General features: G+C 56.0%; 14 protein-coding genes. 6 read left to right on the top strand and 8 right to left on the bottom strand.

The genetic code is table 11. From position 1 onward, the window contains the following. Window positions 1–40 precede the first annotated feature (40 nt). Window positions 41–1,393: a THUMP domain-containing class I SAM-dependent RNA methyltransferase gene (locus RE6C_RS01460; RefSeq protein ID WP_008653183.1), complete on the bottom strand. Its 1,353-nt coding sequence runs from the start codon at window positions 1,391–1,393 to the stop codon at window positions 41–43. A gap of 374 nt (window positions 1,394–1,767) precedes the next feature. Here RE6C_RS01460 and RE6C_RS01455 point away from each other — a divergent pair, with 374 nt between their 5' ends. Then, complete coding sequence (locus RE6C_RS01455; RefSeq protein WP_236617858.1) at window positions 1,768–2,805, top strand: acyl-CoA desaturase; 1,038 nt, start codon at window positions 1,768–1,770, stop codon at window positions 2,803–2,805. A 13-nt stretch (window positions 2,806–2,818) separates the two neighbouring features. Here the strand turns inward: RE6C_RS01455 and RE6C_RS01450 are convergent, their stop codons facing one another. Next, a complete protein-coding gene (locus RE6C_RS01450; RefSeq protein WP_039960927.1) occupies window positions 2,819–4,000 on the bottom strand; it encodes a DUF3500 domain-containing protein in 1,182 nt (393 codons plus the stop codon). A 253-nt stretch (window positions 4,001–4,253) separates the two neighbouring features. Beyond that, a complete protein-coding gene (gene nagA / locus RE6C_RS01445) occupies window positions 4,254–5,453 on the bottom strand; it encodes an N-acetylglucosamine-6-phosphate deacetylase (protein WP_008653178.1) in 1,200 nt (399 codons plus the stop codon). A 131-nt stretch (window positions 5,454–5,584) separates the two neighbouring features. On the opposite strand from nagA, the gene RE6C_RS01440 reads away from it, so the two are divergent. Both RE6C_RS01440 and RE6C_RS01435 read left to right on the top strand, forming a co-directional pair. Beyond that, window positions 5,585–6,826, top strand: coding sequence for a PQQ-binding-like beta-propeller repeat protein (locus RE6C_RS01440; RefSeq protein ID WP_008653177.1), 1,242 nt, complete (start codon window positions 5,585–5,587; stop codon window positions 6,824–6,826). A gap of 89 nt (window positions 6,827–6,915) precedes the next feature. Beyond that, window positions 6,916–8,208, top strand: coding sequence for a Gfo/Idh/MocA family protein (locus RE6C_RS01435; RefSeq protein WP_008653176.1), 1,293 nt, complete (start codon window positions 6,916–6,918; stop codon window positions 8,206–8,208). 11 nt (window positions 8,209–8,219) lie between these two features. Here RE6C_RS01435 and RE6C_RS01430 read toward each other — a convergent pair whose 3' ends face one another. Together RE6C_RS01430 and RE6C_RS01425 are read right to left on the bottom strand one after the other, a co-directional pair. Beyond that, the gene (locus tag RE6C_RS01430) at window positions 8,220–9,707 is read right to left on the bottom strand and encodes a DUF1501 domain-containing protein (protein ID WP_008653175.1); all 1,488 of its coding nucleotides are present in this window, start codon (window positions 9,705–9,707) and stop codon (window positions 8,220–8,222) included. Next, window positions 9,704–12,376 carry a PSD1 and planctomycete cytochrome C domain-containing protein gene (locus RE6C_RS01425; RefSeq protein WP_008653174.1) on the bottom strand — a complete coding sequence of 891 codons (2,673 nt, stop codon included), beginning with the start codon at window positions 12,374–12,376 and terminating at the stop codon, window positions 9,704–9,706. Before RE6C_RS01425 ends, RE6C_RS01430 begins: the two co-directional genes overlap by 4 nt. A gap of 130 nt (window positions 12,377–12,506) precedes the next feature. Here RE6C_RS01425 and RE6C_RS01420 point away from each other — a divergent pair, with 130 nt between their 5' ends. Both RE6C_RS01420 and RE6C_RS01415 read left to right on the top strand, forming a co-directional pair. After that, window positions 12,507–13,037 (top strand): hypothetical protein, encoded by a 531-nt coding sequence (locus tag RE6C_RS01420; RefSeq protein WP_052034903.1) that lies wholly within the window; start codon window positions 12,507–12,509, stop codon window positions 13,035–13,037. A 233-nt stretch (window positions 13,038–13,270) separates the two neighbouring features. Beyond that, window positions 13,271–13,528, top strand: a complete 258-nt coding sequence (locus RE6C_RS01415) for a hypothetical protein (RefSeq protein ID WP_008653171.1) — start codon at window positions 13,271–13,273, stop codon at window positions 13,526–13,528. A 60-nt stretch (window positions 13,529–13,588) separates the two neighbouring features. Here the strand turns inward: RE6C_RS01415 and RE6C_RS01410 are convergent, their stop codons facing one another. Next, window positions 13,589–14,569 (bottom strand): GGDEF domain-containing protein, encoded by a 981-nt coding sequence (locus RE6C_RS01410; RefSeq protein WP_008653170.1) that lies wholly within the window; start codon window positions 14,567–14,569, stop codon window positions 13,589–13,591. 143 nt (window positions 14,570–14,712) lie between these two features. Then, the gene (locus tag RE6C_RS01405) at window positions 14,713–17,733 is read right to left on the bottom strand and encodes a serine/threonine-protein kinase (RefSeq protein ID WP_008653169.1); all 3,021 of its coding nucleotides are present in this window, start codon (window positions 17,731–17,733) and stop codon (window positions 14,713–14,715) included. Window positions 17,734–18,042: 309 nt separating this feature from the next. Here RE6C_RS01405 and RE6C_RS01400 point away from each other — a divergent pair, with 309 nt between their 5' ends. Then, the gene (locus RE6C_RS01400; protein ID WP_039960923.1) at window positions 18,043–18,606 is read left to right on the top strand and encodes an elongation factor P; all 564 of its coding nucleotides are present in this window, start codon (window positions 18,043–18,045) and stop codon (window positions 18,604–18,606) included. Between the two features lie 42 nt (window positions 18,607–18,648). On the opposite strand, the gene RE6C_RS01395 is transcribed toward RE6C_RS01400, so the two are convergent. After that, window positions 18,649–18,975, bottom strand: coding sequence for a hypothetical protein (locus RE6C_RS01395; protein ID WP_008653167.1), 327 nt, complete (start codon window positions 18,973–18,975; stop codon window positions 18,649–18,651). Window positions 18,976–19,463 lie beyond the last annotated feature (488 nt).

Below are 19,463 nucleotides of genomic sequence, written 5' to 3'. Positions count from 1 at the left end.
GTGAGCTCACCACCGTGGGGAATCATGCGTGCAGTGGCGTTCAAGACTTGGGTGGTGACTGAGGCCAAGGTGACTTGGGCTTTGGTTTGGGTGGTTCCGGCGCGGGTGGTGCTGGCGTTGTTTGTTCGCTTGCTTCTGTTTCTGCTGGCGACGATGTCTTGTTGGGTTTATCTGCCGGGCTGGGTTTTGGACCGTGGTATTGATAGTAGGTGCATTCGATGCGGCCATTGTAAAGCTTCCTGCGACGGTCTGCGGCACGACCCATCGCATGCTCCAAGTTGGAGTAGGCGGTCAAAATGTAACGCGACCAAGTCGGCAATCGCTCGAAGATGGCGGGCAACGACTCGTACAGTTCGTCGAGTTCCCAATCCTCAGGGCCATCGCCGTTTTGATCTTCGGCATCGAAGCGTGAAGATTGACCTGAACCAATCCGTTGGCCATAAGGCGGGTTGGCGATTACACAGCCAAACGTTTTCTTGCTGCTGATCTCGTGAACCGGCATGGCTTGGAAGTGAATGTCGTCTTGAACGCCGGCGCGAATCGCGTTGTCTCGAGCGGCGGTCAGGACGCGACCGTCGATGTCGCTGGCCAAAATTTTCTCTTCCAACGGCGGAAGACTTTGGCTGGCTGCGGTGGCACGTGCGTCCGACCAAAGTTCGGCTGAGAAATCAGGCCAAGCCTGGCAAGCAAATTCGCGTTCCAGCCCTGGGGCCATGTTGCGACCAATCCGGGCGGCTTCGATCGGGATCGTGCCGCTGCCGCAAAACGGGTCGATCAATGGACGACCGTTTCGCCAGTAGCTCAGCAAAACCATCGCCGAGGCCAACGTTTCTTTCAAAGGAGCCGCGGAGATGTGCGTTCGGTATCCGCGGCGGTGAAGGCTGCGGCCCGTCGTGTCGATGGTCAGCGTCGCGACGTCCTTCACGATCGCCACGTCGACTTTGTAGAGCGGTCCTGTTTCAGGCAGTTCGCTGGTTCTGTGATCACGCATCATCGCTTCGACGATGGCTTTCTTAACGCTGCGTTGGCATGCCGGAACGCTGGTCAACGTCGATTTGATCGAACGTCCGGTGACGGGAAAGGCAGCGTCCGCGGGAAGCAAGTTTCCCCAGGGAATATCGCGAGTCGTGTCGAACAACGCATCGAAATCACCGGCGGGGAACTCAGCGACACGGATCAAAATCCGGTCGGCGGTGCGGAGCCACAAATTGGCTCGGCAAATGGATTCGTGCGAGCCTTGGAAAGAGACCCGCCCGGAATCACTGATGCTGGCGTCGATGCCCAGTCCTTTGAGTTCCCGTTTGACGATGGCTTCCAATCCAAACGCACAGGGGACAATCAGATCAAAAGACGGTGAGGTGGATGCAATCGGTTCGCTTGGTTGGGTTTCCATCAGTGGTCAGACGTGGACGAAGGGTGGCTCAGGCTGGTTGTGTCGTCAAAGTAGATGCGCGGTTTCGCTGCATCGACACGGGACACCATAGCCGATTCGTTCCGGATTTGGACTTGCCGGTTTGAAGGAAGTGGCTGGTTTCGTGGTGGGATCCCGACACGATCGTCGCCGATCGAGACGCGAGCACTTCAACAAACCCGAAGCCGGAGAGTTTGTGTCATCGTCGCGAAGCGTTCTCCTGCCGAGATGCGTTTGTGGGACTACGCGAATCGTTCTTCCTTTCCACCCTCGATACGATATGCTGCGGCTCGATCGGGCACACGGCTGGTTCTGATCGAAACAAACCTCTTAGCCGCGAACTCATCCCAGGTATCATGATGACCACCGAGGCGGCAACGATTCCAGCTAGGTCTGGAAAGATTGGACAGAGAAGTCCCAAAGTCGATTTGCAGTCTCCAACTCAACCTGCATCTCCCGCTCCCACCGGCAAGGCTTCGCAGGAGCATTCCTACAGCGATCCAACCAAACGCTCGATCCGTTGGGATTACACGATCTTTTTCGTGACCCTGCACTTGCTGACGCTGTTGGTTTTGGTGCCCTATTTCTTTTCTTGGGCCGGGGTTGCTGCGTTTGTCGTTGGTGTGGTTGTCTTCGGGCAAATGGCGATTCCAATCGGTTACCACCGCATGTTGTCGCACCGCAGTTTTCGATCGCCCAAGTGGTTCGAGCGAACGCTGGTGACGTTGGCCATGTGCACCGCCCAAGAAACGCCGGCGCACTGGGTGGCTTGGCATCGCATGCACCACAGTCATTCCGATCACGCGGAAGACCCGCACTCGCCACGCATCAGCTTCATGTGGGCTCACGTGCGATGGTTGGTGCACGAAAGTCGGACACGCATGGCAACGTTTTCGATGTATGAAAAGTACGCCCGAGACATTCTGTCGGACCCTTATTACCGATGGATCGAAAAACTACCCAGCCCCGCGGGAATGTTCTATCTCGCACACGCGTTTGTGTACGCGTTGTCGGCCGTCGGGATTTCGATGCTCGTCTACGGCAACAACGCCGAGGCCTACCGGATGGCAGCCAGCGTGTTCGTGTGGGGCGTGATCGCACGAACCGTTTGGGTTTGGCACATCACATGGTCGGTCAATTCGATCACCCACGTGTTTGGATACCGAAACTATCAAACGACCGACGACAGCCGAAACAACTGGTTTGTGAGCTTGCTCACCGCCGGTGAGGGCTGGCACAACAACCATCACGCGGATCCGGCCAGCGCATCGGTTCAACATCGTTGGTGGGAAATCGATCCCAACTATTACGTGATCCGATTGTTCGGAGCCCTGGGGCTGGCAACCCACATCATCCGCCCTCGCCACGTGCGAAAAAGCGGAGCTGAAAGCTAAGCCATTCTCGGGTTCAATGCGAATGCGATTCGTAGTGTTGACGCAAGATGTCTTTGCCGTAGTCGTTGCCGTTGGGTGTTCGAACGACGGTGTGAATGTGATCTCGCGTTGGTTCCGAAGTCCGGAACGGAGCGACTCGGCGTTGGTGGTCGAACTCGATCAAAATCACTGGGCTGTGGACGCGGTAGTAGTAAACGCTTTCACCCGTGGTTCCGCCAATCCAAGCGAAGTAGGTTTCGTCGAGATGCTTTTCGACTTCTGACATGCGAACCTTTGCGTGTCCTTCTCGCATGGTGCCGACGTACTCTTCGATCAATTGCAGCAACCCTTGTTTCTGAGAGTTATCGAGTTTTGATCCGATGAGACCTGCGTAGTCCAGTTTGACGTTGTCCTTGTAAGCTTCTGTCAGATTGTTATTGCCATCTTTGCGATTCATGATGATCGCTTCGGAACGCTGGTCATCGGTCAACATCTGGATCAGATTCAGACCCTTGTCCTGTTCGTCTTGCATCACGATCGTTCCCGCGAATTTTCCTTGCTTGGCTTCGACGGGTTCTGATCCCATGAAGACAGGACTCATCACGACTTGGTCACCCAAGACGAAGTAGTTGATGACGACGTGGTGCCCGTCGAGTTGCCATCCCCAGGGTTCAGTTTTGGATGGCGTTCCCATCACGGTGATCCAGTACAACCACTCGTTGTATTCCTGAGGGCGTTTTGCAAGTTCACCGAGCGTCCCGTTCAGCTTCATGATGTCTTTGGTTTTCTTCAGCCCTTTGGCACTGAGGCTTTGCTGAAGCATTTCGAAGGCAAGCGTTCGTTGCGCTTCGGTCATCTCGTCGAAGCCGACTCCTTGGCGTTTGGGGCTGTGTCGGTTGTCCCATTTTCTCCATTCGGTGTCGTCGACCGGAAAGACGGTTCGCTTGCGTTGCTGGTCGGTCAGTCCCGCGAGGAAAGCTTCTGCTGCGATGCGAACCGGTTCGGTGGAGACACCCGTGGACTCGATTTTGAACAAACCTTTCTGGGGGCCTTGCGAGGTGACGATGCCGACGAAAGGTTCGTCGACCGTGGGAGCCCCCCGTCGTCCGCCGGGGCGTTGGGCATGGAGGCTCGAAACAGCGTTTGAGCAGAAGATCAATGCGGTGGCGACTGCGACCCAACGGGGGAGAGGTGACGGTCGATTCATGTTTTTCAGTTGCGATGGAGGATGCAAGGTGACTGTGTCTCTGAATTTTATACTTCGCGTGCACATCGGAGGTTTAAACACTTTGTAACAACGCGATGGGCGAATGTTTCACGCGGGATCACGAAAGGAGTGAAGCGAGAGTAGAACAGTTGTCCTCAACTGTTCCGTCGGGCAGCCTTCAACGGCCAAGCCTCATCGCAACCAAATCCACTTGCAACTGTTCTCGCCACCCTGCTCAATGCGTCGGCTAACTCAGATTATGTTAGCGACTCGGTGACCAACGCTCGCCGTTGATGTGGACCTGCTTCACTTTCAATGTCTTGCTTAACAAGACGATGTCGGCTTGTTTGCCGGCGGTGAGGCTGCCAACTTGTTGATCGATGTCGGTTCGTTCGGCCGGGGTCAGCGACGCCATTCGAACGGCGTCTGGCAGAGGAACGTTTCCGACCTTGTGCATCGTGCGGACCATGTGGTCCATCCCCATCACGGAACTGGCCAAGGATCCGGGGGACGCCCAGCCGACTTGGCCATCGCTGGTGAACCAGGAACCATCTGCTTCCGGTCCAAATCGGTATTTCCCCGGAGGCATGTCGAGGGCTCGGTTGCAGTCGGTGACCAAGCACAAACGCTCGCTGCCTTTCATTCGCCAAGCAAAGCTCAGTAGCTCCGGTGCCAGGTGCATGCCGTCGGCGATGACCTCGGTGCTCATCTCGGGGTTGGCCAGAACGTATTCCAACATACTGCCTTGCATTGGCACGCCGAGGCGTTTGCGCACCGAGGACACGTTGCTCATCGCACACCAGAAGTGATCGACGTGTCGCATGCCATTTTTGAACGCGGCTTCCATCTCGTCCCAACTGGAATTGGAATGACCGCAGGTCACCAGGCAACCTCGTTTGTTCGCGTGTCGGTAAAATGCTGCCGCTCCAGGAAGTTCCGCGGCGCAGGTCGCGATGCCAACGATGCCGGATTCAAAGTAACGACGATACTCGGTCGCCTCAGGAGCCCGGCACACGGACTCGTCGTGACACCCCGTTTTGCCTTTCGCGAAGTACGGGCCGTAAAGATGCACGCCGGCGATCTTGCTGCCGGATTGGATATTCCAAGTGTCACGGACTTCGCCGCATGCCGCCAGCATCGCGTGAATCTGGTCGTCTGTTCCGGTGCTGGTTGTGGGGAACATGGTTGTTGTTCCGTGACGAGCATGGGACTGGCACACCGTTTGGACCGCGTCCGGGCTGCCATCCATCACGTCGGCACCACCGCCACCATGAATGTGAATGTCGACAAAGCCCGGGCAGATGTAGCCGCCTTTTGCATCAATGATTTTCGCGGAAGCAGGAACGCGAGAGCGTGCGGTTCCGACGTACGTGATTCGTTCGTCTCGGCAGACGATGACCGCATCGGGAAGCAAGCGGTCGGGCAAGATCGCAGTGCCGTTGAGATAGCAAAGATGGGACACAAATTGCAGTTGGGTTGGAGGACGGCCGGTGGGGACGAGAAGTATACCGCCAGTGAGTTGTGCTCGAGGGGGCCGATTGCGCTATCATGTTGGTCTGCTTTTCCTTTTGATCGCTCCGTCCGAGACACAGCATGCGAACCTTGATTCACCGAAGTCTCCACGTTTTGCTGGCAACGGTTGTTGGCTGTTCTTGGACGCACGCCGATTGGCCTCAGTTTTTGGGCGAAAAACGTGATGGCTCGTCCAGCGAGACTGCGTTGCTCGACGCGTTTCCCGAAGAAGGTCCCGAGGTCGTTTGGCGGGTGCCCGGTGGTGTGGGAATGTCAGCGGTCACGGTCGCGGATGGTTTGGCGATCACCACGATGAATGATTCGGGCAAGCAATTGCTCGTTGCTTTCGATGCCAAAACCGGCGAGCGTGCTTGGCAAACCGGTTTGGCAGCGGAGTACAAGAACGGTCAAGGCGACGGGCCTCGCGCGACCGCGGCGGTTTCGGGTGGAGTCGTCTATGCGTTCACGGGCGACGGAGTCTTGTGCGCGGTCGATCAGAAGACGGGCGAGTTGATTTGGCGGACGGATGCATTGCAGGCGTGCCGCGCTAGCGAATCGGAATACGGGATGTCGTCGTCTCCATTGGTAGTCGGAGATTCGGTCATCGTGCACGTGGGAGGCCGCGGCACGGCGGTGGCGGCGTTTGGAACCAGCGACGGGCGGTTGCTTTGGTCAGCGGGAAGCGGACCGGCCGGATACTCGTCACCAACACTGATGAAGGTGGCGGGTAAACAACAGATTGTCAGTTTGACGGGCGAAAAGGCGTTGGGAATTGACCCGAGCGACGGAGCTGTTCTGTGGACGTATGAGTTTGAAACTCCCTACGCCTGCAATACAGCCAACCCGGTATCGGTCGATGGCGACGTGTTCATTTCCGCTGGCGAGAACCATGGTTGCGTGTTCATTGACGTCGAAGAATCGGGCGGAAAGTTCGCGGCAATGGAACACTGGGCGAGTGTCGATTCCAAAAGTGTGATGCGAAATGAATGGCAAACATCTGTGTTGGTCGATGGCTATCTCTACGGCTTTGACAACGTGGGAGCAGCCGGCCCAACCACACACCTGACGTGCATTGATGCGGACACCGGCGAAACCGTTTGGCGGAAGACTCGTTTCGGCAAAGGCAATTTGGTTCTGGCGGATGGCAAGCTTTGGATCACCACGATGGACGGGGAACTCGTGCTCGCGAAAGTCTCGCCGGATGGATACGAAGAACTGGGGCGAGCCAAACTGTTCGGGCGAACACGTCAATCACTTTCGATTGCCGATGGGTTGGGATACATCCGCGACAACCAAGAAGTCGTGTGCATCAAGTTACGCTGAGCCATTAGAATGGGGATGAAATTGGGTGTCGTGCCACAACGCGACCGCCCAAGAAAATCCTTCCGGCTACGCTCTCCCCACGCAAAGTCATGACCCACCGACGCAATTTTTTGTCCACCACGTTGGCCGCTGGTGCGGCGTCTCTCGCGGCGCCCTATTTGATTTCTTCCGAGGCATTGGGAGCTGGCGATTCGGTCGCTCCATCGGAACGCATTACGCTGGGGGTGATCGGGATCGGGCCTCGTTGCACGTACGACTTGAAAGCCATCTTGAAGCTCAAAGATGTGCGGTGTGTTGCCATCGCTGATGTTCAGCAGTCACGTCGTGATGCCGGAAAGAAATTGGTCGATGATCACTATGGCAACCAGGACTGCAAGCTTTATCAAGACTTTCGTGAGTTGCTGGCCCGAGATGACATCGATGCGGTGTTGATCGCAACGGGCGATCGTTGGCATGCGGCCGCGTCGATCTTGGCCGCCGAGGCTGGCAAGGACGTTTACAGCGAAAAACCATGTGGGATCACAATCCGTGATTGCCAGTTGCTCGATGAGACCTTCCAGCGAACGGGTCGAATCTTTCAGGCGGGCACTCAGCGACGCAGTGTGCCGAACTTCATCCAAGCCGTGCAAGTGGCTCAGTCAGGAAAGCTCGGGCAGCTCAAAGAGTTGCAGGCCACGGCTTACCTGCCGACTCTCGACAACACTTGGTTGCCGGCTCAGCCAACGCCACACGAAGCCGTTTGCGATTGGAACATGTGGTTGGGGCCTGCTCCGTGGCGTCCATTCAACCAGAAGTACGTCGATGGTCGTTGGCGTGGTCAGTATGACTTTGACAGCGGTGCACGTTTGCTGGATTGGGGAGCTCACACGTTGGATCTTTGCCAATGGGCGGCGAGTGCCGACGACACGATGCCCGTGAAGTATGAGCCTTCGCAGACCGCGATCATGTGCACTTATGCCAACGGCATTCAGTTGAAAGTGGACTTCTTGGAGGAACCGTTCGGCGATCGAAGTCCGCGCTGGCTCACTCGTTTGGGGACTTGCCCGGTGCGATTCATCGGTGAGGATGGCTCGATTGAAACAGGCGATGAAGGTGAAATTGTGGCGTCTTCGCCTGCCTTGCAAAAAGAGCTTTCCAGCGCTGAGCGTGTCCGTGGTTTGGACGTCACCGCTCATGCACGGAACTTCTTCGATTGCATCAAGAGTCGAGAGCAGGCGACTTGCAATTCAACCGTGATGCGTCGGTCGCACGTGGCTTGTCATGCCGCGGCGCTGTCTTGGATTTTGAATCGGACGCTCACGATTGATCCCCAAACGGAAACGTTTGTAGGCGACGATGAAGCGAACCGTTTGCGCAGCCGTGCGAAACGCGACTGGACTTAGAAGGTCCGTTTTCAGGCGAGCACGTCGTGGATGACGTGGCCGAAATCTCTTTCCAATCGCTGGCGACCGGGAACGACCAACTCGTGCGGGTTCAGGCCGAGTTGGTGCAAGAGGGTGGCGTGGATGTCGGTCACATAGTGGCGATCTTCGACCGCGTGAAATCCAATTTCATCCGTGGCCCCGTGCGTCATTCCGCCCTTCACGCCGCCGCCGGCCATCCAAACGCTGAATCCGTAGGGATGATGGTCGCGACCGTTGGATGATTGAGCTCCGGGAGTTCGCCCGAACTCGGTTGCCCAAACGACCAGGGTTTCATCCAGCAGTCCGCGTTGTTTCAGATCCTTGAGCAAGGCACCGATGGGCTGGTCGGTTTGTTTGCACAGTTTGGTGTGCCCGGCCTTCAAACCTTTGTGGTTGTCCCACTGCCCTGCCCCGCCGTTGCTGCCGTGGTAAACCTGGACAAATCGAACTCCCTGCTCGACCAATCGGCGGGCCGTCAGCATTTGTCGTCCGAACACTTTGGTCTCAGGTTGGTCCAGCCCATAGTCTCGCTGAGTCTGTGCGGTTTCGTCTTGGAGTCGCACCACGTCGGGGACGGCGGTTTGCATTCGAAACGCCAATTCATACGAACGAACTCGGGCCCGCAACGCTTCGTCGGTTGGGAACTGTTCGGACGAAATTTGATTCAGTTGACGAAGCAGTTCAAACTCACCGGCCTGTTCTTCTTGATAGACGCCGCCGGGTGGTGCCGCGTAAGGCAGCGGGATGTCCGAATCGATGTCCAGCGGAATGCCATCGTATTGAGGCCCCAAGTAGTTTGCACGGTGACATTCACGACCGCCGCAGCAATCGGCGACGGGAGTTCCCATCACAACAAATTGGGGCAAGTTGTCGTTGAGTGAACCCAGGCCATAGGTTGCCCAGGAACCGACGGTGGGAAAGAAGCCGTCGACGCGATGGCGGCCCGTGTGAAATTGCAATTGAGCGCCGTGGTTGCTGTCTTCGGTCCACATCGACCGGATCACGCAGAGATCGTCGGCACATTCTCCGACATGCGGGAACCAGTCGCTGATCTCAATTCCGCTTTCGCCTCGCGGTGCGAAGCCGACTTGCAAAGGATAGATTTCGTTGCGGATGAATCCGTTGTTGGGGTCAAACGCGACGACGCGTTCGTTGGCCAAGTAGGGAGACTCGAGGACTCTGGCGTAGGGCGTTTCCTTGATCGTCTTGCCGGCCAACTTGTTCAGTTGTGGTTTCGGATCAAAGGTTTCCATGTGGCTGGCGCCGCCGATCATGAACAACCAGATCACGCTCTTGGCTTTTGGAGCGATCTTCTTCAGTTCGCTTTCCGCGATCTCGTTACCGTGAGCGGTCGAGTCACCTTGCAGAAGGCTGGACAGCGCGACGCTACCGAATCCAAGACCTAGGTCTTGCAAGAAGCCACGGCGATGACGTTCGGAGAATGAGTCTGGGCGGTTGTTTCCAAATTGCATGCTCATCGCACCGTTACAAAGTCGTTGTGGTTGAACAGGACGTGAACCAAGTTTTCACGTGCGCGAAGGTTCGCATCGGTCGCTGGCGGGACCGTGGTTTTGGCCGCACCGGGGGATGGAGAAAGCTTCTCGGAATCTGCCAGCAAGGTCGCTTGGTGAGTCAAGAAGGATTCGCATGCAGAGCGTTCGCTGTCGCTGGGTTCACGTCCGAGAATGGCGGCGTAAGCTTCCGTGACAAACGCGGGATCATCGCTGGCTTCGGCACTCAAACTCGCAGCGGTCGTGCGAGATTGATCGATCGCCAGCGGACTGTTCGCGAGTGCGAGTGCTTGTTGCGGGACGATGCTTTCTGATCGGCGGTAGCAATCGGTCGGGTTGGCTGCATCGAAGACGACCAACATCGGCATTTGTTTCTCGTACGCATGGCGGAAGTAGACGCTGCGCCGTGGCGTGGTTTCGCCTTGTTTGAAATCAATGTCGGGTCCGCCCATGGATTTGTCGAGTGTCCCGGCAACGACGAGCAGATTGTCGCGAACTAGTTCGGCTTCCAGGCGACGCACGTTCGCTCGCCAGAAGAAAAGGTTGTCAGGATCCATTTCAGCGTTCTTCGCGAAAGTGCCTTCGGATTCCACCGTCGCGGATGAAGCGAGTTGATAGGTGCGAGATTGAAGAATCAGCCGGTGGATATGCTTCATGCTCCAGTCTTTTTCGATCAGTTCCACGGCCAACCAATCCAGTAGTTTGTGATGGACCGGTTGAGATGCACGCAGTCCAAAATCATCGACGCTGGGGACCAACGGCTGACCGAAGTAACGCGTCCAAATGTGGTTGACGGCAACGCGTGCGGTCAGGGGATTTTCCGGGTCGGTGATCCATCGGGCGAGCGCGGTGCGGCGTCCGCTGCTGGTTGATGGGTAGCTCTTGCCGACAGGAGTGAACTTCGCGTCGTTGGCGACCAACTCAACGGAAGCATCCACCAACTTTTTCTCGACCTCAGCCAGTTTCTTGGTGGCCGCATTGATGGCGGCTTTCTTCTTGGCTTCGTCTGTTTCTTTTGACTCCTTCGCTTTCGCAACCGCCTTTCGCTGCTTCAGCACTTCGAGAAGTGATCGTTGGAACAGCAGCGATCGTTCGGAGTTGGCGGCTTGAACGGCAAGGTCCTTCGCCGATGTTCGTTCCTCGGATGTTTCACTGTCGCTAGCCTCCACGCCGATGATTTTGGCTTTGGTTGCCGCCCAGCGTTGACGGATGAATTGCAGGTTCGCTTCGGCGACGGTGACTTGCTGGAGCGTGATTGCGTCTTGTTTGTCGTCCGATTCACGGAGTGCTTTTTGGGCCGACGTGAGTTGTTTCTCTGCGGAGGCGATGTCTTCCGCCTCGATGTAATTCCGCAGAAACGGTCTCGACGCTTCATGCGACAGTGAGACTGGCTCGATCGCGAAAGGAGCTTGAACGATTTCAGGAACGGAAGGATCCAGCGGATGTTCTTTGTCAGGATTTTTTTCGTTTCCAGCCACATACAAGTAAGTGGGGACACTTTGGTCCGCGTCATAGGCTCGCGGCAAACCAAGTTTTGCTGTGTCGGGTTGTCCTGGCAAACGGTCGGTGCGGATTTTGTGTGGTTGGAAGATGGCTCGAAAGGCGTAGTACTCTCGTTGCGAAATTGGATCGTATTTGTGGTCGTGGCACCGTGCGCAGGCGATCGTCATTCCTAGGAAAGCTTTCGCGGTGTGTTCAACGGTTGCGTCCAGCCAAATGTCGCGATTGCTTTTGTGGAAGTTGCGAGCAAGAAACCCGGTGGCACGCAGCACGTCGCGATCTTCAGGAGCGATCTCGTCGCCCGCCAGCATCTCGTGGATCATTGTGTCGTAACCCTTGTCCGCATTCAGCGATTCGATGATCCAATCGCGCCAATGCCAAATGTGTCGCTGACTCCCACGGAGCGCATCCTTGTAGCCATCCCAATCGCTGTATCGCCAAACATCCATCCAGTGCCGACCCCATTTTTCACCGTAAGCGGGATCGTCGAGCAAACGATCAATTCGTTGACGCCAAGCATCGGTGGAAGGATCCGATGCGAACTCGGCCTGATCCTCGCGAGATGGGGACAACCCAGTCACATCCAAGTGAAGGCGACGCAAAGCCATGGAGGGATCGGCGGGGGGAACCGGAGCCAGTTGGCTTTGCCGCCACTGGTCGAACATCAGGACGTCGATGGGATTCGACGACCATGGTTCAGGGATGTCGGTTGCCAGTTCGGGGCGAGTGGGATTCTGGTAGGCCCAGTGTTCTGACGGGGATTCAATGATCTCTTCGTCAGGCGGGCTTGGTGCACCAAGCTGGATCCACTGAGTCAGCATTTCGATCTGTTGGGCCGACAGCGGTGTGCCTTCTCCTTCGGGCGGCATTCGTTCGTCCGGATCCGAAGTCGCGACTCGATGAATCAACTCGCTGTCAGCCGGTTGATCGAAATCCAACAGCCCGTTTGGACTTTCGTCACCACGGATCAAGGACCCAGCGTCGAGTCGGAGCCCACCTTCTTGTTTTAGGACGCCGTGACAAGCCCCGCATTTCTCTTGGAAGAGAGGTTTGATGTCAGACTCATAGTCCACGTCAGCTCGCAAGTTCGAGCCAACGAGAACGATCGCCAGGACGGCAAGGATGGTTCGCGACATAGGTGGGACATCTGCTTCGCGGGAGGTGGGAGGACCACAGCGTAACCCCAAACGATAGCCCCAGTCCAGTTTTTTGTTTGGCGACGTGAACCTGCATCCGTAGAGAAACGATTCGCGAACGGCTAATGTGGTGAGTCGTTCCTTGCCGGTTCCCGCATTCCGACACCAGCAGATTGGATGGATGAATCCTTACGAGCCTCCTGAAACAAAATCTGCAGATACGCCTGAGGCTTTGAATGCTCGCTACCATTCTTTTGCTGGTTGGTGGCTCGTCGCAGCCGGAGTGATCCATTGGGGCGTCGCTAATGCGATCCAGGGTTTCACAAGTTTTTCGTCGATCATTTGGTCGCCAGCATGGATCGTTCTCCTCGGCGTGCTGGTGGCGTTGAAAGTTCGAATCGCTTGTGTGGTTGCACGCTTGATCGGATCCTGCACCATCTTTGCACTTGTTATGGCTTTGGTCTTGTACCTGACCGTGTTTGATAGCAGCAGCGAACTAACCGCTGGTGACACGACGGTTGATGAGCCCGAACCGTGGCAAGTTGCATTGGTAATGCTCGGAATCGCCCTCACATTTCTTCCGCCATGGTGGGTGCTGCAAAATGTGGTGTCCTTTTCGTACCGGTTGCGACCTTTGCAGATCGACGTCGACGAGGACTGACGAAGCACCTGAACGATTCGAGACGCTTTCAATGGTGGGCCGATGGCTCGAGGCCACTTGGCGGCGTCTCCACTTGAAGTCCGGATCCACGCTCTCGGTCGTTCATCCCCGCCGATTCGCGAGTCACCCACGACTCAAAGGCCAATTTGCGTTCAGCTGGGCGAGGGACATCCCCTATATCGCGATCGAGCGTTGAGGTGTTCCATAACCCGAGGTGTGTGTTCGCATGTGCAGTGACATTATTAAGATCCAAGTTTTATCGAATTGTCGACAACCAAGATCGCGTCGCGACGACACTGCAAGAAGTCGAAACGCCGGGGTTCACGACGTATGACATTCGAACTTACCGACGGCTCGTCAGCCTGCTGGTCACCAGTGGGTTCGAAAATGTCACTGACAAGTTCTATCGAGAGCACATCGACTATCGATCTGGTTTGGGCGTCTACCGTCCGGGGTTTGGCTTCTATGCCGGTGCCGAGCTGACCTACTGAGTTCGGCCTGCCGAGTTCAGTATCCCAAGTTCATTCTTAGGAAGAGCCAGCGACCGAAGATCAACCGCAGACTTGGTTGCGACCGGATCGCTTGGCGTCGTATAGTTGTTTGTCGGCAGCCTCTAGCAATTCTTTGCTGGACTGAGGATTCTCGGGATCCAAAACCGCGAATCCGAAGCTGGCGGTCACCACAAGTGGGCCGATGGAAGTTGGGAAAGGTGTGTCGGCCACCGCTTGGCGACAACGTTCCGCGATTTCGCATGCGTCTTCACGGCCGGTCGCCGCGAGCAACAAGCAAAACTCTTCGCCGCCATATCGAGCCAACAGGTCATCGACTCGGCAGATGGCACCAACGCGTTGGCCAAACGTTCGCAGGACTTCGTCGCCCACCAAGTGACCGTGTGTGTCGTTGACTGATTTGAAGTGGTCGATGTCCAACATGACGACGGCCATCTCTAACTTCGCACGAGTCGATCGCGAAATTTCGCGACTCATCGCTTCCATCAGGTATCGCTTGTTCATCGTGCCGGTCAAGGCGTCGCGGGTGAGTGCGTTGTAGACGGTTTCGTGATACTGCGTTTCGATACTGTCGGCTGATAGGAATCGGAATAGGAAGCTGCCGATACGGACCGTGTCACCGCTCTTTAAATAGCGATCGGAATCAATGGTTGATTCGTTGACGATGGTTCCATTGGTGCTGCCCAAATCGCGAACGGCGTAGCCATCGTGGTCGCGAAACAGCAAAGCGTGTTGACGTGAAACGCTTCCGTCCAGCAGTGGCAAATCGGAGTCGGGGGACCGACCGATAAGGAACTCATCTTGTTCCAGCAGCATCATGCCTTCGATCACATCCGGCGGATAGATTTGCACCAGGCAACATTTGTTTTGTACGCTTTGAGGTTGCGTGGTCGTTTGTTGACGCAAGGTTGCTTCGGCGAGGTCGTGATTGGATTGGGCGGCGTTGATGACGGTTGCGGTCAAAGCGGGGCTGGTAGCGGAGTTCATGTGTTTCAGTTCATTCGAGGTGACTGGATACGGCATCGCCTGGTGGTTTCAAACCGTTCGTCAATTGGTTGTTTGGCGAGCGACGAAAACGATCGGCTGGTGTCCGCTCTGCCCCTCGTTTACGTCTGCCTGAAAACATGGGTTACTCTGTGCCCATCCAGAGCACAGAGCTGAGCCATTTATTCTGAGCCTTCAGAATCTGTGTCGACCGAGACGGTGTTGTCGATCGTACCGATCAGATCGGTCGTCGCAGTTTCTTGCATCAGGCTAGCTAAATCGTTTTGCAATTGGTTCGCTCGCTGGCGTTGCTCATCGTTCAACGTTTCCATCGACAGCGATTGCAAGTGTGTATGAAAGTCGCTGATATGTGGCTGGGCGGAATGGTCCGAATCGGTGCTGTTTGGCTTCGCCGCCAACATGAGACTGAGTTGCATGCAGCTCAGTGTTTCGTCCACCGTCAGCGGTTCGTAGTCCTTGAGAATGTCGAAAGCAGCTTTGGATTGTTTCGCATGGTCGAGTCCCTCCGCGAGATCGCCTTGTTCGATCATGTTTGATTCGACAGCGAGCACCGCCAAAGCATGATGGGTTTGGGCATAGCGACGCAGCAAATCCGCTGTGACTTCTTCGCGAAGCAATGCTTCGTAGGTTTGAAGCGATTGCCGAAGTAGCTTGCCTGCCAATTCTGGATCTCGCTCAGAACCCCGCGTCAGCAATTGGCCCAGGTTGTTTTCGGCGGTCGCCAAGTTCACGCGGTAGAAGCCATCGTCGTCGGTCAGACGCCATGCATTGTCGAGCGTCTGGATCGATGCTCGAAAGTCTTCAACCGCGTCGGCTTGATGCCCCAGGTGCACACGGCAATTGCCTCGTTGCAGCAAAGCGTGAGCGCAGGATTGCATGTAATCGATCCGGTCTGGTTCAGAGCTGAGCCATTGCTGCAGGTCCACAATCAACTGAGTCCATGCCGCTTCGGCCAATCGATGCGACCCGGAGTTGGTCAACCGCCGGCAGTTGTCTGTTTGGATATTTTCCGAAAGACGGCGGTCGCTCAACGTTCCGCGGCGCTGCGTCAGCCATCGTGCGGTTTCAATTGCGCGGAGGTAGGAGCTTTCGTCCCACAACGTCGATGCAGATGGGCCACGCAGAGCGTGAGTCGCCAATTCCAAACGAACCGCCGTAGATGCAATTTGGCCGATTGTATGTGGCAGTGAGTTGTGGGATTGAGCGTCAAGCAAATCCGACGATTGCGGTAAACGCTGAGCCAACCAACGTCGTGCGGTGACCACGCGTTGTTTTGTTGCATCAGACAATGGCGATGTGTCGTTGATCAACACTTGGCCGATCAACGAATAGATGCTTTCAATTTTTAGCTGCGTCGCAAATGAATTGTCGGCTCTCGAGGATGAAGCCAACGTGACTTGCAGTTCGTCCGTATCGACAGCGACTCGCTGCAGAAGTTTTTCAGCTGTGGCGTACTGCTGTTTAGCTTGATCGAGATCATTCGTGATTCGATGAAGGTCACCCAGACGCAAGTGCGTTTTGATTCGCTGCAGCAAAGCAAGACGTTTGGTCTGCCGACTGGATTCCGCCAGATCAAAGTCGTCGAATACTTGATCGGTTGGAGTTTGGTTCCGTGATGCGATGTTTTGATTGGCAATTTGATCGTATTGATCGATCGCGCGGTCGAGCAGGTTGGAACGCAGTGGCGCCATCCCCGGATAGAACTGCAACGAACCGCTGAGTTCGATCAGCCAGGTGTCGGTTGCATCCAGTGCTTCGCTCAAATTCAGGATCGCCTCTCGGTGCGCCTGCTGAGCTTCGATCCGAGCCAATCGTTCGGCTCGGTGTGCCCGGTGAATAAAGACTCCAAACAGGATCGCGGCCAGCAGCAGTCCGGTTCCGGCCAGCGAGACTGTCGCGGCGATGCTTTGGTGATGACGACACCAACGGACACCTTTGTCGATCCAGTTTTCGCGATAAACAGAAACGGAATCACCGGCGATGAAACGACGAACGTCGTTGGCAAGGTCTTCCGCATTCTCGTATCGATCGTGCTGCGACGAAGACATCGCTTTGCGAACAATCGATAGCAGCGGAAGCGGAACCAGCGATTGCGACAATCGCAGGTCTGGGCAGGATGCTTTGCGGACTTGTTCGAGAATTCGTTTGACCGGTTGCCCGTGATAGGGATTCCGGCCGGCCACGATGGTGTAAAGAATCACGCCGAGCGAATACAGATCCGAAGAACGATTGATTCGCGAAACTTCGCCGCGAGCTTGTTCGGGCGACATGTACGCGGGCGTGCCAACGACGGTGCCGTCGGGTTCAAACAACGATGAAACATCGGCGGGACGAGGGCGAAGTGTTTCTTGGGTTTGGTCGACTTCGGGATGTTCGTTCTGGTCAACGGACTGAGCCAGCCCCCAATCGAGGACCACGGTTTCGCCAAAACCGCTGATCATCACATTGGATGGTTTCAGGTCGCGATGGATGACGCCACGTTGATGCGCGTAGGCCACCGCGTTGCAAATGTCGACGAAGCGTTGCAGCAGTGGTTCGAGCGATTCGCCAAATTGGAACCGCGTTTTTCTTCCCGCAGATTTGTGTTTGCGGTGATGATCTTGAATGGATTGGCTGAAGGTGACTCCGTCGAGCAACTTCATCACATAGAAAGCGTCTCGCCGATCGCCCATCTCGTGCACCGGGACAATCCCCGGGTGCTGAAGTTGGCTGGTGACCTTGGCTTCGTGCAGAAAGCGTTGCCGCTCTTGTTCGGTGACATCATTCGCGTCGCAAAAACGCTTCACCGCGACTTCGCGATCGAGTTGTCGATCGACTGCTTTCTCGACCACTCCCCATCCGCCTCGTCCTACCTCTTCGAGACATTCGTATCGGTCGGCGGGATCGTTGATCGATTCTTTGGGCCGAGGCATCTTTGCCGAAGATCGAGATTGATCAGTCGAGTTTGCGCCGATCGTTTCTTCGTGAATCGGGTGGGATGCGGAAGCGTTCCCCTTTCGGCGACGTCGTGAACGTGAACGACTCTTTCGTGATGATCCCGAGTTGCGGCTGCCCGGGTCGCTCCACGAATCATCACCACGGCTGTTTGATGGCTGGGTGTTGTTGTCGAGACCGTCGCTTTCAGACGCGGCCACACCGAAGCGGCCGGTCGATTCAGGGTTGGATGCGTCAGGGTCGTTCATGGCGACGGTTGCTTTGAAATCTCACGGTGCCGTGTTGATCTCAGTTCGTGATCAACCGATTTGATGCTATGGCAACCGTAGGTCGCTGGTATGAACCGAACGCGACCGAAGTCTCTCGAAAGCGATTCCCCGAACGGTCGAGCACTTCGACCGGTATCGATTGCGACGGTATTCCGGATCAAGCGTTCTGGAATGCGGCGGATACAGTCGCGTCGGGTTGATCGAAAAGCCGCGGGATCCGGGCTTTTCTTTCGTTTGAGCGAGCAGTACGTTTCTCAAAAATCCTCCTCTCCCATTTTGTTATCAATCATGCTCGCAAAAGAAGTGAAAACCGGCACCGTTGTGGTTCATGACGGCAACCCAGTGATGATCGTTGGGATCTCGGTGCAATCGCCGTCAGCTCGTGGTGCCGCAACGCTCTACAAGTTTCGGGCTCGCAACGTGATGACCCGCAACAAGGTCGACATCACACTCAAAGGCACCGATGTCCTGCAAGAAGCCGATTTCTCTCGTCGCGATGTGCAGTTGATGTACACCGATACGGAGCACTTGCACGTGATGGACAAAGAGGACTACCAGCAATACGAGGTCCCCTTGGAGGACGCGGAAGAGCAGGTGCCCTACATCACCGAAGGCTTGGAAGGCATGCGGGCGTTGATCTACAACGATGCTTGCGTCGGGATCGAAGTGCCGGCGACGGTGGAGCTGAAGATCGCCCAGTGTGATCCGGGCGTGAAGGGGAACTCGGCCACGTCACGCACCAAACCAGCAACCATGGAAACGGGATTGGTCGTTCAAGTTCCCGAGTACATCAAGGAAGACGAAGTGTTGAAGATCGATTCGCGAACCGGTCAGTTTCTCTCGCGCGCTTAGTGCTGGCGAGACGGTTTGTTCGGCCCACAAATGATCTCAAACTCAAAGCACATTTGGATCGGCCGCGGGAGCTTGTTCGGACAATGGACTCGGCGCGAACTCGGAAGGGGTAACCATCCGTTCGACTTCCGCCGGTCTATTCTGCATCGGTTGGCCGCCGCCGACGTTCTCGTATTTTTCTTGTTCTAAATACTGCTCCGCCATCCGCCGCGAATTTTGGTCCTGAGCGTCCATGTAATCCTGGATGGCACGTTCGCTTTCATCCTCCACGATGTTCTGAATCGAGGGTTCTGGTTCGGGCTGCGGTTCGGCGCATCCAGCGATCGCGCAATAGGCAACAAAGAAGCATCCAATCCATTCGAGTCGCATTTCGTTTGCCCTTTCACACCGAGGTGCTCGGTGGTCTCGCCACAATTTGGATGTGACGAAAGAGGAGAGTAGAGAAGATTCAGAGAAGTTTGGAGGTCGTCGGTATTTTGCTCGTCGAGCATCCGAAATTCAAGCCTCGCGTTGACCGGATCAGACGCGAGGAAGCATCTGACGCGTGCTACTGAAGCGGGAAAACGATTGGCGAATCGACTCGGCAACTTTTGATCGGATACGGAGGACTCGTTCGTTTATGCTGGCAGCTTTAACGACCTTTTCTGAGGCTGCGTTGCGATGCGAACCGGATGGATCGCTTCGACCGCCGAGCAAACGAAAGATGAAATATGACACGCAGACTTTCTGAACGCAGTTTTGCGGGGTTGCTGTTTCTCGCCTCAATCGTGTTGGTCGGTTGGCCAGCTAGCTGCTTGCTCGCGGAGGAACCTTCTGCCCAAAAGACGCATGTTCTGCTGGCGTCGGACGTTCAATGG

The sequence above is a fragment of the Rhodopirellula europaea 6C genome (assembly GCF_000338295.1).
Taxonomy (GTDB): Bacteria; Planctomycetota; Planctomycetia; order Pirellulales; family Pirellulaceae; genus Rhodopirellula; species Rhodopirellula europaea.
The sequence above is the reverse complement of the archived record's forward strand: the minus strand, read 5'-3'. Positions and strand labels throughout refer to the sequence as shown.

Coding starts and splice junctions, on each gene's coding strand:
- RE6C_RS01435 (WP_008653176.1), top strand. CDS start 6,916: ATGACCCACCGACGCAATTTTTTGTCCACCACGTTGGCCGCTGGTGCG.
- RE6C_RS01410 (WP_008653170.1), bottom strand. CDS start 14,569: ATGCCGTATCCAGTCACCTCGAATGAACTGAAACACATGAACTCCGCT.
- RE6C_RS01430 (WP_008653175.1), bottom strand. CDS start 9,707: ATGAGCATGCAATTTGGAAACAACCGCCCAGACTCATTCTCCGAACGT.
- RE6C_RS01395 (WP_008653167.1), bottom strand. CDS start 18,975: ATGCGACTCGAATGGATTGGATGCTTCTTTGTTGCCTATTGCGCGATC.
- RE6C_RS01460 (WP_008653183.1), bottom strand. CDS start 1,393: ATGGAAACCCAACCAAGCGAACCGATTGCATCCACCTCACCGTCTTTT.
- RE6C_RS01405 (WP_008653169.1), bottom strand. CDS start 17,733: ATGAACGACCCTGACGCATCCAACCCTGAATCGACCGGCCGCTTCGGT.
- RE6C_RS01440 (WP_008653177.1), top strand. CDS start 5,585: ATGCGAACCTTGATTCACCGAAGTCTCCACGTTTTGCTGGCAACGGTT.
- RE6C_RS01455 (WP_236617858.1), top strand. CDS start 1,768: ATGATGACCACCGAGGCGGCAACGATTCCAGCTAGGTCTGGAAAGATT.
- RE6C_RS01425 (WP_008653174.1), bottom strand. CDS start 12,376: ATGTCGCGAACCATCCTTGCCGTCCTGGCGATCGTTCTCGTTGGCTCG.
- RE6C_RS01400 (WP_039960923.1), top strand. CDS start 18,043: ATGCTCGCAAAAGAAGTGAAAACCGGCACCGTTGTGGTTCATGACGGC.